The 16,395-nt window shown below is 29.1% G+C and carries 16 protein-coding genes; 10 read left to right on the forward strand and 6 right to left on the reverse strand.

Features of this window, described 5'->3' with window-relative positions; genetic code table 11:
- Positions 1–13: 13 nt before the first annotated feature.
- The gene (locus tag L8W57_RS01850; protein ID WP_133319070.1) at positions 14–1,351 is read right to left on the reverse strand and encodes a coproporphyrinogen III oxidase family protein; all 1,338 of its coding nucleotides are present in this window, start codon (positions 1,349–1,351) and stop codon (positions 14–16) included.
- A 75-nt stretch (positions 1,352–1,426) separates the two neighbouring features.
- On the opposite strand from L8W57_RS01850, the gene L8W57_RS01855 reads away from it, so the two are divergent.
- Entirely contained in the window at positions 1,427–1,618 is a 192-nt protein-coding gene (locus L8W57_RS01855) for a mini-MOMP protein (RefSeq protein ID WP_133319069.1), read from the forward strand.
- A 17-nt stretch (positions 1,619–1,635) separates the two neighbouring features.
- On the opposite strand, the gene L8W57_RS01860 is transcribed toward L8W57_RS01855, so the two are convergent.
- The 5 genes from L8W57_RS01860 to ccoG all read right to left on the reverse strand — a co-directional run bounded on the left by L8W57_RS01860 (position 1,636) and on the right by ccoG (position 9,372).
- The gene (locus L8W57_RS01860) at positions 1,636–3,078 is read right to left on the reverse strand and encodes an efflux transporter outer membrane subunit (RefSeq protein WP_133319068.1); all 1,443 of its coding nucleotides are present in this window, start codon (positions 3,076–3,078) and stop codon (positions 1,636–1,638) included.
- A complete protein-coding gene (locus tag L8W57_RS01865; protein ID WP_133319067.1) occupies positions 3,071–6,193 on the reverse strand; it encodes an efflux RND transporter permease subunit in 3,123 nt (1,040 codons plus the stop codon). The genes L8W57_RS01860 and L8W57_RS01865 overlap by 8 nt, the downstream gene beginning before the upstream one ends.
- Positions 6,193–7,290: an efflux RND transporter periplasmic adaptor subunit gene (locus tag L8W57_RS01870; RefSeq protein WP_133319066.1), complete on the reverse strand. Its 1,098-nt coding sequence runs from the start codon at positions 7,288–7,290 to the stop codon at positions 6,193–6,195. Before L8W57_RS01870 ends, L8W57_RS01865 begins: the two co-directional genes overlap by 1 nt.
- Before the next feature lie 83 nt (positions 7,291–7,373).
- Positions 7,374–7,997 carry a TetR/AcrR family transcriptional regulator gene (locus tag L8W57_RS01875; RefSeq protein WP_133319065.1) on the reverse strand — a complete coding sequence of 208 codons (624 nt, stop codon included), beginning with the start codon at positions 7,995–7,997 and terminating at the stop codon, positions 7,374–7,376.
- Position 7,998: 1 nt separating this feature from the next.
- Positions 7,999–9,372 (reverse strand): cytochrome c oxidase accessory protein CcoG, encoded by a 1,374-nt coding sequence (ccoG, locus tag L8W57_RS01880; protein ID WP_133319064.1) that lies wholly within the window; start codon positions 9,370–9,372, stop codon positions 7,999–8,001.
- 185 nt (positions 9,373–9,557) lie between these two features.
- Between ccoG and rpsU the strand changes: the two genes are divergently transcribed.
- The 9 genes from rpsU (at position 9,558) to L8W57_RS01925 (ending at position 16,394) form a co-directional block, all read left to right on the forward strand.
- Positions 9,558–9,770, forward strand: a complete 213-nt coding sequence (rpsU, locus tag L8W57_RS01885) for a 30S ribosomal protein S21 (protein WP_002780697.1) — start codon at positions 9,558–9,560, stop codon at positions 9,768–9,770.
- A gap of 43 nt (positions 9,771–9,813) precedes the next feature.
- A complete protein-coding gene (locus L8W57_RS01890) occupies positions 9,814–10,419 on the forward strand; it encodes a LysE family transporter (protein WP_263659242.1) in 606 nt (201 codons plus the stop codon).
- 76 nt (positions 10,420–10,495) lie between these two features.
- On the forward strand, positions 10,496–11,116 hold the full coding sequence (locus L8W57_RS01895; RefSeq protein WP_263661381.1) for a UPF0323 family lipoprotein: 621 nt from the start codon (positions 10,496–10,498) through the stop codon (positions 11,114–11,116).
- A gap of 11 nt (positions 11,117–11,127) precedes the next feature.
- On the forward strand, positions 11,128–12,300 hold the full coding sequence (locus L8W57_RS01900; RefSeq protein ID WP_263661892.1) for a glutathionylspermidine synthase family protein: 1,173 nt from the start codon (positions 11,128–11,130) through the stop codon (positions 12,298–12,300).
- Between the two features lie 3 nt (positions 12,301–12,303).
- Positions 12,304–13,236, forward strand: coding sequence for a D-2-hydroxyacid dehydrogenase (locus L8W57_RS01905; RefSeq protein ID WP_263661893.1), 933 nt, complete (start codon positions 12,304–12,306; stop codon positions 13,234–13,236).
- Positions 13,226–13,717 carry a YajQ family cyclic di-GMP-binding protein gene (locus L8W57_RS01910; RefSeq protein ID WP_133319059.1) on the forward strand — a complete coding sequence of 164 codons (492 nt, stop codon included), beginning with the start codon at positions 13,226–13,228 and terminating at the stop codon, positions 13,715–13,717. The genes L8W57_RS01905 and L8W57_RS01910 overlap by 11 nt, the downstream gene beginning before the upstream one ends.
- Positions 13,714–14,193 carry a hypothetical protein gene (locus L8W57_RS01915; protein WP_133319058.1) on the forward strand — a complete coding sequence of 160 codons (480 nt, stop codon included), beginning with the start codon at positions 13,714–13,716 and terminating at the stop codon, positions 14,191–14,193. Before L8W57_RS01910 ends, L8W57_RS01915 begins: the two co-directional genes overlap by 4 nt.
- An 8-nt stretch (positions 14,194–14,201) precedes the next feature.
- Positions 14,202–15,914, forward strand: a complete 1,713-nt coding sequence (locus tag L8W57_RS01920; RefSeq protein ID WP_220566935.1) for an ATP-binding protein — start codon at positions 14,202–14,204, stop codon at positions 15,912–15,914.
- A gap of 60 nt (positions 15,915–15,974) precedes the next feature.
- Positions 15,975–16,394 carry a PepSY-like domain-containing protein gene (locus L8W57_RS01925; RefSeq protein WP_133319056.1) on the forward strand — a complete coding sequence of 140 codons (420 nt, stop codon included), beginning with the start codon at positions 15,975–15,977 and terminating at the stop codon, positions 16,392–16,394.
- The last annotated feature ends 1 nt before the right edge of the window (position 16,395 follow it).

Raw genomic sequence — 16,395 nt, forward strand, 5'->3', positions numbered from 1 at the left:
CTTTAAAGGCTTTTTATCCTTTAAACTCCATACTTTTAAAATCAAGTGGATCAACATTTTCTTGCATGATATTAATGTGTTCTTTATCTTGTAAGCGTTTATTATCTCTAAATACAGCACGCACTAAATCCATACCGGTGTAAAAATCTTTCATTAATACCATAAACAAATAACGCCCAAATTCACTTGTGTATAAAGTATTATTTTCTTTTTTTATAGCCTTGCTTAGCTTAAGACCTAAAAGCTCTATGAAAAGATCTTTTTCTAAATTGCAATCTAAAGTTTTGTTAAATTTATCGATCTCGATTTTACCGGCAAACATTTCAGTTAAAAAGACATATTTGATGATTTCTTTTTTACCAAAATTAGCTTTAGCAATATTTGCATTTTGCTTTTCTTTGATGAGTTTAGAATAATCATTTAAATTAAAAGCATTGATTAAAAGCTCTCCATCTAAAAAGCTAAAAGCCCCACTTCCTACACCCAAATACTCATGATGGCTACTTACATACTCATCATTAAAGCTACTTTTTTCTAAAGAAAATGACCATGCATTATTTCTTTCATAATCTTTGAAAAAATCTATAATGATTTTATAAAACTCAAATTCATTATCTTTAAAACTTACTCCTAGAGTTTTTGCGATATTATCTTTTGTGAGGTTTGATTTCATTAAAGGATAAGTTGTGATTTGTTGAGGTTTTAAATTTTTGGCTATTTCTAAATCATTGAGTAATTGCTCTTTAGTTTGAGAAGGAAAGTTAAAAATCAAATCAAGACTCATAATAGGAAGCACGCCTATAGCTTTAGAAAGCTTTTCTTGAAGCTCTTTACTTGAACCAAATTTATGATATCTTGCTACTTTTTTTAAAGTATCATCATCAAAACTTTGTATACCACAACTTAAACGATCTATAAGCCCTTTAAACATTTCTAGCTTTTTAGGTTCGATATGATTAGGATCGCTCTCACAAGAAATTTCTTTAATATTAAATAATTTTTTGCAAAGTTCTAAAGTTTTAGCAAGTTCTTCTTCGTTGATCAAAGTAGTGCCGCCACCCACATACATAGAAGTAAAATCAAATCCTTTGTCTTTGATTTGTTTGATTTCTTCTCTTAAGCTTTCAAAATATCTTTTTGCTAAATCTTCACTATAATAATACTTATGAAAACTACAATATGGACAAAAAGTATGGCAAAATGGTATATGAGCATAGAGCATATAAGATTTTTTTGGATTAACTTTTTTTTCTTGTCCTTCTTTTAAAAGTTTCACATCAAAACCATTCTCTAAAGATTTTTGCATGGCTTTATGTGAGTAAGAAAGAGCTAAGTTTTGTAAAAAATTCATATTTTTCCTAAAAATTTCATTTTGTAGTTATTTAAAAAGACTATAATTGTATCATATTTTTACAAAGGCTTTATAATGAAAAATATTTTTATAGCATTTTTTATATTTTTATTAGGGCTTATAAGCGTGTCAAATTCTGCACCTTTAGATGAAATTTTTCAAGATGTTAATGTTTCAGGTAATATGCGTTATCGTTTTGAGCATAATAGCCCAAAAGATAGAGGAAATAATAATTTTAATCAAAGAATTCAAATTCAAATGCATTAACAACTAAGCCTTAAGGCTCAGTTGTTATAAAAGTTTTCTTTTAAGTTTTCTTCCATAGCTTTGATATTTTCTTTTGATTCTTCTTTAGCGTTAAATCCACCACCAAAGGCTTTCATAACATCTACAATGGAATTTGCAAGCTCGTAAGATGAGTTAGTGTAAGAAAGTTTAGCATTTAGGTAATTTCTTTGATCTTGTAAAAAATCAGCTAAATTAATCACGCCATTTTCATATCTTAAGGTAGAAATTTCATAAATTTTACTTTGAGCTAGAAATAAATTTTTATAATTTTGCTCATTTTCATAATAGCCTTGGTGGTTAAATAAAGCAAGTCTTATTTCTCCAAAGGCTGTTTTTAAGGTGTTTTCATATTGTAAAAACGCTTCATCTTTGGTAAGTTTTGCGATATTAACATTATTCATAATCTCACCCCAATGAAAAATCGGCATTGCAAAATTTCCAGCCACATTCCAAGTATTGCTTCCATGTTTGACTAAAAGATCTAAATCATTACTTTGAAAGCCCAAAAGTCCTGTTAAAGAAAGGTTTGGTAAAAATGCAGTTCTGGCTACTCCAACAAGATAGTTTTTTTCTTCTAAAATTTTTAAACTAGCTTGCACATCAGGTCTTTGAAGCAAAATTTCACTACCAATGCCCTCAGGTATGCTAAGCTCGTATTGTCCTATTTTTTTATACTCTATGCTATTATAAAGTATATCATCAATATCATTTGAAGTTAAGATTTTTAAAGCTTTGATATTAGCTTCTTTTTGAATTTTAGCATTTGTGAGTAAAACTCTTGAATTTTCAAGTTCAGCTTTAAATTTGTTAAGCTCATACTCACTAATTACTCCAAGTTTAAAATGCTCTAATTTTAACTCATAAGTTTTTTGGTAACTTTGGGTTGTTTCTTCTAAAATTTTTACTTGCTCACTTAAGCTTGCTAGATTAAAATAAGTTTTTACTACATTAGAAATTAAGCTTAATCTTGCACTTTCATAGTCAAACTCACTAGCTTGTAATTTTGCTTTTGAAGCATTATAAGTATCTCTGTATTTACCCCATAAATCTACTTCATAACTTAAATTTAAACCCATATTAAAATCATTGCCATAGACAAATTCATTACTTTTGTTGCTTGGAGCATTGATGCTAGTTTTTGCTCTTGCTCCGCTAGCACTTCCATCTAGTTTAGGAAGCAGATCGCTTCTTGCTATACCTAAAGCCTCATAAGCTTTTTGTAAATTCATATATGCAATTTGCAAGTCGTTATTGTTTTTTAAAGCTTGATCGACTAAGGTGTTTAAATAATTATCATCAAAAGCTTTCCACCATTGTTTGTTAATGCTAATGTTTTGATCTAAGCTTTTAGTGTAATTTACATCTTTAATTTCTAAATTTGGTTTTAAACTGCAAGCTGTTATTAAAAAACAACTTGCAAAAATTATTAACTTACGCATTGATTTTACCTCTTTTTTTATCAAGCCATTTATTAAAACTTTCTAGTAAATAGAAAAATAAAGGTACAAAGAAAATGGCTATAGTAGAAGCTGCTATCATACCACCTATAATACCTGTACCTATCGCATGGCGGCTTGCACTTCCTGCTCCATATGCAAAGAAAAGCGGTAAAATACCACAAATAAATGCCAATGAAGTCATTACAATAGGTCTAAATCTCAATTTTGCTGCACTAATAGAAGCTTCAAAAATACTCTTTCCTTTTTTAAGATGCTCTTCCATAGCAAATTCAACAATCAAAATGGCATTTTTAGCAGAAAGGCCTATTAAAAGTAAAAGTCCTGTTTGAAAATATATATCATTTTCTAATCCTCTAAGCCATACAAAAAGCAAAGAACCAAATACTGCAAAAGGCACAGCCGTAATTACTGCTAAAGGCATGAGCCATCTTTCATATTGTGCTGCTAGAATTAAAAATACAAATAATAGTCCTAGCATAAATGCTATTTGTCCAGCACCGCTACTTGTAACTTCTTGATAAGCTGAACCTGACCAAGCAATAGAATAATCCTCTCCTAAAGTTTCTTTTGCCACTTGAGCAATAGCATCAATGGCTTGTCCTGAAGTATAGCCAGGAGCAGGATCACCTTGCACTAAAGCCGATGGAAACATATTAAAGCGTTTTACATCATCAGGACCAACACTTCTTTGTAATGTTAAAACGCTATCTAGAGCTATCATAGAACCATCTTTTGATCTAACAAAGATGTTTTTTAAGGCATTTTGAGTATTTCTAAAATCTCCAATTGCGCTTATATTTACACGATAATTTTTTCCAAGCATAGAAAAATCATTTACATAATAAGTTCCTATGGTGGCATTTAGAGTGCTAAATACATCAGCTAAATTTAAACCATAAAGTTTTACTTTATCGCGATCAATTTCTAGTTTTAATTGCGGAAAATTAGTATCAAGCGTTGTTCTTACATTGTGAAGTTCGGGACGCTTGTTTGCTGCTTCAACTAATTTATTTACATCAACTTGAATTTGATCATAACTTTTTCCGCTACGATTTTGTGCATACATCTCAAAACCACCAGTTAAGCTTAAACCTTGGATTGGTGGTGGATTAACAAAGAAAGTTTGAAAATTTGGATTTAAGAAGTATTGTTTGTTATAAGATCCAACTAAATCAAAACTACTAATATCTCTATCATCCCAATTTTTCAAATTAACAAACATTGCGCCAGAATTTTCTTTTAAAGAACCTGTAAAAAGATCATAGCCTATAAGTCCTACCACATTAGTTACATTCTCATTTTTGCGGATTTCTTCTGCCATAGCATCCATTGATTGAGTAGTTCTATTAAGCGAAGATGCTGCGGGTAGATTGACAATAGTTAAAAAGTTTCCTTGATCTTCATTTGGAACAAGTGAATTTGGAACAAGTTTGAAAAGTCCATATAAACCACCCAAAAAGATTACAAAAATTAACATAAAACGCACTGTTCTTTTAAGTATATAAGCCACACCAGCGCCAAAAACTTCGGTAGACCAATCAAAAATATCATTAAATTTTTTCACAAAATAAAAAGGTTCACCTTCATTTCTTCTTAAAAAAATTGCACATAAAGAAGGAGTTAGTGTTAAAGCTACAAAGCCTGATATAGTAACAGATATTGCTAAGGTTATGGCAAATTGTTTTTGAATTTCTCCCACAAAACCTGATATAAATGAAACGGGTATGAAAACCGCACAAAGTACAAGAACTATAGAAACAACAGGTGCAGCAACTTCATCCATAGCTTTAATAGCTGCTTCTTTTATGCTTATATTTGGATCTTCATGCATAATTCTATCGATATTTTCAACTACTATAATTGCATCATCAACAACAATACCAATAGCCAATACTAAGGCAAAAAGTGTAAGTAGATTGATACTAAAACCTAAGACATATAATCCTGCAAAAGTTCCCAAAATAGAAACAGGAACAGCAATCATTGGTATAATAGTTGAGCGGAAATTTTTTAAGAACAAATACATTACAATTACAACTAAAATTAATGCTTCAAAGAAAGTTTTTACCACTTCTTTAATGGAAGCTTTAATAAATATAGTTGTATCATAAGGCACTTTATAAGTTAATCCTTCAGGGAAATTTTTAGAAAGTTCTTCAAATTTTTTCTGCACTAATTCTGCTGTATTTACAGCATTTGCTCCGGTTTGTAAGAAAATCAAAATAGGAGTAGCGTCATTTCCATTTAATCTACCTTTAAAAGTATATTCTCTTGATCCTAAAGAAACTTCGGCTACATCTTTAAGTCTTAAAAAAGAGCCATCACTATTTGCTCTTATGATAATATCTTCAAATTCTTTAGTATTTTTTAATCTTCCTTGCATAGTTACTGAATACACATAAGGAGATCTTTCCACCACAGGTTCTTGACCTATCTTACCAGTAGCATATTGAGCATTTTGCTCGCTAATTGCAGCAATAACATCAGTTGCAGTAACTTGATATTTGTTTAATAAATCAGGATTAAGCCAAATTCTCATAGAATAATTTCTTGCACCAATAGCTACGGCATTACCCACACCAGGAACCCTAGCAAGATCATCTAAAATATTTAATGCAGCATAATTATACACTTCGAGTGAATCCATAGAGCCATCAGGAGAATATAAAGTAGCAACTTCTAATATACTTGAACCGGTTTTTCTTACACTAACACCAGTTTTTTTAACATCTTCAGGTAGTTTTGCCATAGCAGCTGAAATTCTATTATTAACATCAACTGTTGCTTGGTCAGGATCTGTACCTATATTAAAATATACACTTAAGCTCATATCTCCTGAAGAGCTTGAAGTTGAATCCATATAAATCATATTTTCAACCCCATTGATTGCATCTTCAAGAGGAATAGCCACCGTTTGAGCCACCGTTTGAGCATCAGCTCCTGAGTAAGTTGCACTTACCTTAACAACGGGTGGAGTTAAGGAAGGATATTGCTCCACGGGTAAAGAATAAAGTCCTATAATACCTGCTAAAGAAATGATAATAGCTACAACAGAAGCAAATACAGGTCTTTCTATAAAGAATTTAGAAAACATTATTTATTCTCCATTACGCTAACACTTGCACCAGGACGGATTTTTTTGAAGTTATTTAAAATCACTTTATCCCCATTTTTTAAGCCCTTATCAATAATTGCTTTATCAGAAGTTTGATAAATAACATTAACAATAGTTTTAACTACTTTTCCATCTACAAGGGTATAAACATAAGTAGCACTATCATCTTGCAAAAGCGCAACTTGAGGAATTTCAAAACCATCTTTTTGAACAAAACCACCAACATGAACATTTGCGAAAGAGCCAGGCATTAAGTTTGAATTGTTGTTATCAAAAATAGCTTTTGCTTTTACTCCACCACTATGAGTATCTATAACGCTATCTACGAAATATAATTTTCCATTGAAAAGTTCTCCACCAACATTAGCTTGCACTTGGATATTTTCTAATTTCCAATTGCCGCTTTGAATATTTTTATTCATATTGATTTTATCTACATCAGAAATATAAAAATCTGCAAAAATTGGGTTAATGTTTGTAATGCGTACAAGTTCAGTAGATGAAGCATTTACATAATCACCCACATCCATTAACGCATCACCTAAAATTCCATCAAAAGGAGCACTTACTATGGTGTATTTTAAGTCTAATCTTGCATTAGCAAGTTTTGCTCTAGCGCTTTCTAGATTAGCTTTTGTGGAGTTAAATTTAGCCAAACTTGCATCAAATTCTTTTTGTGAAATAGCATTTTTTTCTATTAAAATACTATCTCTTTTAAAATTTTTTTCAGCATCATCAAAATTAGCTCTTGCTACCAAAGCTTCTCCATAAGCCATATTTACACTTGCTTGGTATTTGTCAGGTTCTATAAGAAAAAGCTTATCGCCTTTTTTTACAGCTTGACCACTTTTGAAGTATTTTGCTTTGATTTCACCGCTTACTTTAGGTTTGACTACTACATCTAATTCAGTACTTAATCTCGCAGGATAAGTAAATTCTAAAGGTAAATTAGCGCTTTGCATAGTCATAATACTAACAGGTTGAGGAGGGAGTTGTTTAACTTGTGCATTTTTATCATCTGAACATGCTATAAAGATAAGAGAAGCACAAGCTAGAGTTAAAAGTTTTGTTTTCATTTGTTTCCTTAAGTTATTTATTTAGCTAAATAAAAAGTAATTTATATTACAAAATTAATAAATACTATTTTATCAATCTTTAGTTAATTAAAATTAACAAGACCTTGAGTAAAAAGCTTTACGATTTTTTTTGCATGGCTTTGTTGTTCTTTTTTATTCATTGAAACTTTATTTTCAAAAGTGCTTTGTATAAAAAATGTCCCTCTAAGCATAGCGCAAAAAGTATAACTTAAAAATTCAGCATTTTGAGCTAAAATTTCATTTTCTTCTTCAAATCTTTTTCGAAGAACATATTCTACTTCTTTTCTATTGCTTCCTTTAAACCATTTTCCAAAATCAAATTTTTCATTATAAATTTCAGAATACAAAAGTCTTACTATAGCTATAGTTTTGGTGTCGTTAAAAATCCCTAAATAAGCTTTTGCAAATTGATATAAGAATTCTTCTAAATTAGCATCAGGTGAAAGTCGCATATTCTTTTTCAAAATAGCTAAAAAATGATTTTCTGCAAAATCATTTAAAACCGCTTCAAATAAACCTTCTTTACTTTTAAAATGCTCATATACGCAAGAAAAAGATCCACCAGCTTGTTTGATAATATCTTTAAGATTAGTTGCTTCGTAGCCATTTTTTAAAAATGACTCCGCAGCGATTTGTTTGATTTTTTCAAGCCTTGCTTGAGATTTTGAAGAAATTCTTTTTTTCATTTTAGTATTTTTTATGCTCTATAATTGAGTTTTTAGGATACACAAAATTACTCTCGCGTAATATGACAATATTTTTATCATCAAGTGCATAGGCTTTGATGGTTAATGGTATTACAGTGTCTTTTCTATCATTATCGGCTAGTTTTTTAGTAGCTTTTAAAACAACTATATGTTTATCTTTTTCGCCAGCTTTTAGTTTAAAAGATTTTTTAGGTCTAATGATTTCTAAGCCATCTTCAATGCCTTGTAATTTCACATCAAAATAATACTCATGAGTTTTATTATCGGTGTTTTGAAATAAAAATACATAAGCATTACTAATAATTAATTCTCCATCATGGGTTTTTCTGATTTGATAAAGCTCACTAGAACGGTTGATATTTAAAAGCATATTTTCTTTTTTACTTCCCATTAAAACTAAAGCCACAAAAACACCACACAAAACAACCAAATATCCAATAGTTCTAAATCTAAAATATTTTACTTTTTCCCTTGTTTCAATAGCTTTTGCACTAGTCCAATTAATTAAGCTAGGACGATTAAATTTGGCTTGAACTTTTGAACAAGCATCGGCACATTCAAGACAATTAATACACTCAAGTTGCATTCCTTGGCGTATATCTATATGTGTAGGACAAATTTTTACACAGGCTTCACATCCTATACATTCACCTTGTGGTGGCTTTTGATAAAGTTTGGTATGTCCATCATAAATCATACCTCCTCTTTTATCATCATATATTACTTGAACGGTGTTATTATCAAACATTACAGATTGAATTCTTGCATAAGGACATACATAAACACAAAATTTTTCACCCAAATATACTATATCAAAAGTAAAAGCCAAAGAAGCGCAAAATAAAATCCCTAAAAGTAATAAATGATCAGCAGGATTTTGAATGTATGTAAAAAAATCTTCAGGTGGTACAAAATACCATAAAAATGCACTCATCATTAACAATGAAAAAAGATAAAAAATCACAATACTTAAAGCTTTTTTGACGAAAAATCCACTGACTTGCTTTTGTTTATTTGCTGTGCTTTTATGAATTTTAAAGATTTTTGTTTGCAAAAGATCTCTATAAATAACTCTAGCAATAGTTTGAGGACAGCTCCAAGCACACCAAATTCTTCCTGCTAAAGTAGTAACAAAAAGTATAGTTAAAAACATACCCATGATAACAAAAGGCATTAAATACAGCTCTTGAGTATCAAAAGCGATAAAAAATAAATTAAGTTTTTTATGATCAAAGCTTAATAAAAAGAAATGATTTCCATTTATTTTTATAAAAGGTAGTGCTATAAAAATGATCATAGAAATGATATAAGCTATATATCTTTTTTTAGTATAGTTTGTGATGTGAGCATTCATTTTATTTTCCTTAGAAATATTTCTTTATATTGTAGTATTAGAAAAATTAAATCAAACTTTGTCTTAATTAATAATTTATATTTAATTTTTATTTATATAATTATTACAAAAATAAGTTTTATTTTCAAGAAAATTATGATATAATCCTTATTTTAAAATTTATTTAAAGAAAGGTGGTGAGGGTCGTGCCAGGAATCAAGGTACATCCTAATGAGTCTTTTGATGAAGCGTATAGAAAATTCAAAAAGCAAGTAGATAGAAATCTAGTTGTTACTGAAGTTCGCGCTAGAAGATTTTTTGAGCCTATGACTGAAATTCGCAAAAAACAAAAAATTTCAGCACGCAAAAAAATGCTTAAAAGACTTTATATGCTTAGACGCTACGAGTCAAGACTCTAATACCAAAAAAGCCGAGAAATCGGCTTTCTTCGTTAAAATATTTATGTTTTTTTGGATTATAATTATTCATTTTTTCGGACTTATTTTACCAGGACCTGATTTTTTCTTAGTAAGTTCATATGCATTAAGAGAAGGGGTTAAAAGTGCTTTAAAGGCAAGCTTGGGAGTAAGTTTAGCTGTTAGTATATGGATTATACTTTCTATACTCGGATTAAATGTCGTTTTTCATAAATTCCCATTTTTACAAATTATACTATCAAGTTTTGGAGCATTTTATCTTTTGTATTTATCTTTTAAGATTTACAAGAATACAAAAAATGACAAAATTAAAGTTCAAAAAACTTATATATCTGCATTTTTAAGTGGAATGATTACAAATTTATCTAATCCTAAAGCAATTTTTTATTTCGCCAGTGTTTTTGCAAGTTTTGATTTTACACAAATGCGATGGATGCTGATAGTCTTGATATTTGTTTTGATTTTAGAAACTATAATTTATTTTTCTTTGATTTCTTTATTATTTTCTAAACCATTTATGGTAAGAATTTATCAAAAGAATTTAAAACTTATTGATTATCTAAGTGCTTTTATATTTTTTGCTTTTGCTGTGTTTATTTTAAGTAGTAATTTAATGACTATGATAAACTAAAACAATTAATTTTTATTAATACTTTTTTTGTTAAAATCTTATTAAGTTAAATTTATAAATTTTTATAGGAAAGATTATGAAACATATTAAAACTATACTCAAACTTAGTATGATGAGTGGTATTGCTGCAATTAGCGCAGGTGCTTTAAGTGCATGTAGTAATAATACAAATGATTCTAGCAATAACGCTTTAAGTCAAGCGGCAAATACTCAAGGGGCCTTTGTTATTATTGAAGAAACCGCTCCAAATCAATACAAAATCAAAGATCAATTTCCAAGTGATGAAACTAGGGTAGTCTTAAAACAACTTGATGGAACTGAAAGGGTTTTAAGCAAAGAAGAAATGGATAAATTAATCCAAGAAGAAGCCGCTAAAATAGACAATGGTACTTCAAATTTAACAAATCCAAACAATGCCCAAATGAGTAGCGGTGGGCTTTCTTTAGGCGAGACATTGCTTGCGAGTGCGGCTGGAGCTATTTTGGGAAGTTGGATAGGTTCAAAGCTTTTTAACAATCAAAATTTTGCAAATCAACAAAGAGGAGCATTTTCAAATCAAAGTGCTTATCAAAGAAGTGTAAATAGCTTTAATAAAGCAAGTACAAGTGCTACTTCAGGATCAAATGCAAAAAAATCAGGCTTTTTTGGTGGTGGCTCTAAAGCTACTTCAAGCTCTACAAATTCTTTTGGCTCTTAAAAGGTGAAAAAATGAATTTTTTAAAAGTAAATCCTTTAGAAAAATCTTATTTAGAGCAAATAGGTTTTTCATGGCATACGGATAATGATGGAAGTGATTATTTAGATTCTAATTTAGTTTGTGTAAGGGAAGATGAAGCAAATGCATACTACGAAGCAGTTAATGAGCTTTATGATATGTTTGTAGCTGCTGCGCAAGAAGTGATTGATAATGATCGTTTTGACGAGCTTGGAATTCCTTTTAATTTGGTTGATGCGATTAAGATGAGTTGGGAAAATGATGTGCATTGGCATTTATATGGTAGGTTTGACTTAGCAGGTGGGCTTGATGGTAAGCCTATAAAACTAATAGAATTTAATGCTGATACTCCAACATCTTTATTTGAAAGTGCTATTTTGCAATGGGCTATTTTAAAGCAAAACAACTTAGATGAAAGCTCGCAATTTAATAATATATATGAAGCTTTAAGAGATAATTTTAAAAGACTTATAACCTTAGAAGAAGATGTAAGTGAATTTGAAAAATATTATGAAGGTTGGAAAATATTGTTTTCTTCAATTGCAGGTAGTGATGAGGATATGATTACAACAAAACTTTTAGCACACATTGCTAGTGAAGCTGGTTTTGAGAGTGAATTTTCTTATATTGATGAGGTAGAATTTTCACCCGAAGGAATTTTTAAAAATGATGTAAATTTTGAGTATTTTTTCAAACTCATTCCTTGGGAAAGTATAGCTATAGAAGAGGGTGAACTTACTATGCTCTTAACTCAAATTATGCAAAATCAAAAAGCAATTATTTTAAATCCTGCTTATACTTTACTTTTTCAAAGCAAGGGTATAATGAAAATTTTATGGGAGCTTTATCCAAATCATCCTTTATTGCTTGAAACAAGCGATGAGCCTTTAGTGGGTAAAAAATGTGTTAAAAAGCCTGTTTTTGGTAGAGAAGGAGCAAATGTTTCTATTATAGAAGCTAATGGAGATATAAGTTTTGAAACAAGTGGAGATTATCAAAACAATCGTTTTGTGTATCAAGAATTTGCTGAGTTTAATCAAAATGAAAATGATTATTATCAAGCAGGAGTTTTCTTTGCTTATGAGGGTTGTGGTTTAGGTTTTAGAAAAGGTGGTTTGGTGCTTGATAATTATTCTAAATTTGTAGGGCACATTGTTAAAGGATAAAAAATGAAAATAGTATGTTTAGACGCTGCTACTTTAGGTGGAGCTGATTTAACAGCTTTTGAAAGTATTGGGGAATTTGTAAGTTATGAACTTACATCTAAAGATGAGGTTATCTCAAGAATATCTGATGCACAAGTTGTGATGATAAATAAAGTCATCATTGATCAAGAAGTTATAGATAACACCAATTTAAAGCTCATTTTGCAGCTTGGCACAGGGGTAAATAATATAGATGTAGCTTATGCAAATTCTAAAGGTATAATAGTAAAAAATGCAGCTGGGTATTCTACCAAAAGTGTTTTAAGTCATACATTTGCTTTGCTTTTTGCTTTTTTAAATCAAATCCCATATTATGATGGATGGACCAAACAAGGGCTTTGGGTAAAAAGCCCAATATTCACTGATTTTAGTAGAACTTTACATACTCTAACAGGAAAAAAACATGGTATTATAGGGCTTGGAGTTATAGGTAAAGAGGTAGCTAAGGCTTCGCAAATATTTGGAACAAATGTTTGTTATTATTCTACCTCAGGGGTTAATAATGATGATACATATGAGAAAGTAAGCCTTGAAGAGCTTTTAAAAACTTCTGATGTGATAAGTATCCATGCACCTTTAAATGAAAAAACAAAAAATTTATTAAGCAAGAAAGAATTAATGCTTTTAAAAGATGAGGCCATTTTAATTAATGTAGGTCGTGGTGGGATTATTAATGAAGTAGATTTAGCTCAAATTATGGATGAAAAAAATATTAGAGTAGGGCTTGATGTACTTGAAGTAGAACCTATGGTTGAAAATCATCCTTTGCTTAATATAAAAAATAAAGAAAATTTAATTATCACTCCACATGTTGCATGGGCTAGTGAAGAATCCATACAAAATTTAGTCCAAATCGTATTTAATAATCTTAAGGAGTTTATAGAAAATGGCAAATGAACATAGTTTTGATATTAGTGGGGAAATTGACAAACAAGAGCTAAAAAATGCTTTAGAGCAAGCTAAAAAAGAGCTTGATAGCAGATATGATTTAAAAGGCATTAAAAGTGAAATAGAGCTAAATGAAAAAGAAAGTATTTATAAGCTTACTTGTTCAAGTGAAGCAAAAATTGAAGTGCTAAAAGATATTGTTATTTCAAAACTTATTAAAAGAGGGATTAACCCTAATGGTATTAAAGAGTTAAACAGGGAGAGTGGAGCAAATTTTAGATTGAATTTAAAAGTTAATGATGCCATTGATGCTGATAGTGCTAAGAAGATTAATAAAGCTATAAAAGATAGTAAGCTAAAGGTAACTTCAAGTATTAGAGGCAATGAAATTCGCGTAGTTGGTAAGCAAATTGATGATTTACAAAGCGTGATGAAAATAGTAAAAGAGTTAAATTTAGAACTTAATCTTAGTTTTAAAAACCTTAAATGATAAAGTTACTTCAAATAATTTTTTTGTGTTTTGTATGTGTTTTTTTAAGCTCTTGTGCTTTAAAAAGTAAAACACAATCACAAAGTGCTTATATTGTTTTAAAAACCCCTCAATTTAGATTTGCTGATTATGGCTTTTTATATGAGGGAAAAAATTTTACAAGTTTAGAACTTTATAGTGCCTCTAAGGCTTTACTTGAGTTAAAAATCATGGATAAAATTTGCATTAATGGTGTATGTTATGCAAAAACTTTTTTTAATAAAAGATTTTTTAATAATGAATATTATGATGATTTTTTGCAAGATTTAATTTACAAAAAACCTATTTTTTATGGGAAAAATAAGCAAATCACTTCTTGTGGTTTTACTCAAAATATTATAAGCAAAAATTATGATATTTTTTATGAGGTTTGTGATAAAAATATGAGTTTTAGTGACAAAAAATCTAAAATTAAATTTAGCATAAAATCAATATAAAGGAAAATATGAAAGATTTAAAACTTTTTCTTAATGATACTTTTAAAAGCAATATTTATAAAAACTTACAATGCAGTGAAGATGAAATTTTAATTTTAAAGCATTTGTGTAAAAATTATTTACAAGCAAATGTAAGCATTAATGCCTATAATCTTCTTAGTGAAGTTTTTAAAAATGATGAATATGAGTATTTAGATCATTTAAAAGATCTTAAAAATCTTATAGAAAAAGGTTTTATTATTCAAATTTTTTCTGATTTTAAATCGAGTAAAAACTCAAGTTTATTTTTAAATTTGTTACAATGCGAGTTAAGTTTAAGTGAGGTTTTTTTACAAATTTTAGAAAATAAAACTATACAAGATTTTATGCAAGATCAAATTTATGAAGATCATATTGCATATTTAAAAGATGAATTTTTTAAAATCGAGCTATATCAAAGATTGCGTTTTTTTGCTAAAAGCTCTCAAAGTAAGAATATTAAAAAAGATATAGCTATATTTGAAGCATATATTAAAGAGCGTTTAAAAAAGAGTAAAATTTCTAATGTTTTGGCAGATATTTTTAAAGAGTATGCTTTAAACGATAAAGAATGTTTGATATTTATTAGTTTATTAAAAGAAGAGTATTTGCTAAATACTGAAAATTCTTATAGTAGAGATTTTAATTTTTTACTTCATTTAATTAGCGAAGATGATGTTCAAAAACAAGAAAACAAAGTCTTACTAGAAGAAGATTCTAAGCTACTTAGTTCAAATCTTTTAGAATATGATGAATTTGTTAATTCTTTGGGTGATATAACTAAGATTTTTTATTTAAGTGATGATATTTTACAAAGAATTATTAATTTTAAAGAACCAAAGAAGAATAAAAAAATTAAACTTCAAAATTTAGTTAAAGAACAAGATATTTTTGAGCTAATTGAGCCAAATATTAATATAGATGATGTTATTATGCCCCAAAGCACTAAAGATCTATTGGAAAGTATATTAAAACAACAAGATAAAAAGGTTTTAGAAAGATTAAATAAATGGGGTATAAAAACAAATAAAAACATAGAAGCTAAGATAATTTTCTATGGTCCTGCTGGCACGGGTAAGACTATGAGTGCGCTAAGTATGGCAAAAGCTATGAAAAAATCTATTTTGAGTTTTGATTGTTCTAAAATTTTAAGCAAATATGTGGGCGAGAGTGAGCAAAATGTAAGAAAAATTTTTGATACTTATAAAGAGCTTTGTCAAACAAGCAAACAAAGTCCTATTTTGCTTTTAAATGAAGCTGATCAATTTTTAAGTACTAGGGTAGAAAGTAGTGGCGGTGCTGATAAAATGCACAATCAAATGCAAAATATTTTTCTAGAACAAATTGAGCGTTTTAGTGGAGTTATTATAGCTACGACTAATTTTTTAGAAAGTTTAGATGTGGCTTTTTCAAGAAGATTTGAATATAAAATAGAATTTAAAAAGCCAAATTACGAACAACGCTTGATGATATGGCAAAAAGCTTTACCTAAAAATGCTAAATTTGATGATAATTTTGATTTAAAAAACCTTGCTTTGTATGAGCTAAGTGGAGCTCAAATTGCTATGGTAGTTAAAAATACAGCTTTGAAAGCAGCTATTTCTAAGGACGGTGTTTTTAAAATGAGTGATTTTTTACATACAATAGAAAAAGAAATAGAATCTTCATTTGATAAAAATAAAATAGTTGGTTTTAAAAATTAAATTCACATAAATTTCACAAGCAGTTAATATCATTTTTTACTTTTATTTAAAGGAGAAAAAATGAAAATAAAATTAATGTTAGCTAGTTTAGTTTGTGCAAGTTCTATGTTTGCAGATATGGTTGTAAGTCCAAATGCTCTACCTCAAAAAGCTCAAGAGTTTTTAAACACTCATTTTAAAGGTGTAAATGTAGGTTATGTAAAACAAGATGTAGATTCTTATGAAGTAAATTTAGTTGATGGGACTGAAATTGACTTTATCATCAATGGAGACTGGAAAGAAGTTGATGGTAAATACAAAGGCATTCCAACAGGATTTATCCCAAAAGAAATTATTGCAAAAGTACAAGCAGTACAACCAAATGCAGCTATTGTAGAAGTAGATAAAAAAATAAATGGCTATAAATTTAGAACAAACAATATGATGGAAATTTATACAGATTTTAAAGGTAATATTTTAGGCCAAAAATTCGACGATTAAT

Source organism: Campylobacter sp. IFREMER_LSEM_CL1890 (assembly GCF_025772045.1).
Lineage (GTDB): Bacteria > Campylobacterota > Campylobacteria > Campylobacterales > Campylobacteraceae > Campylobacter_D > Campylobacter_D lari_D.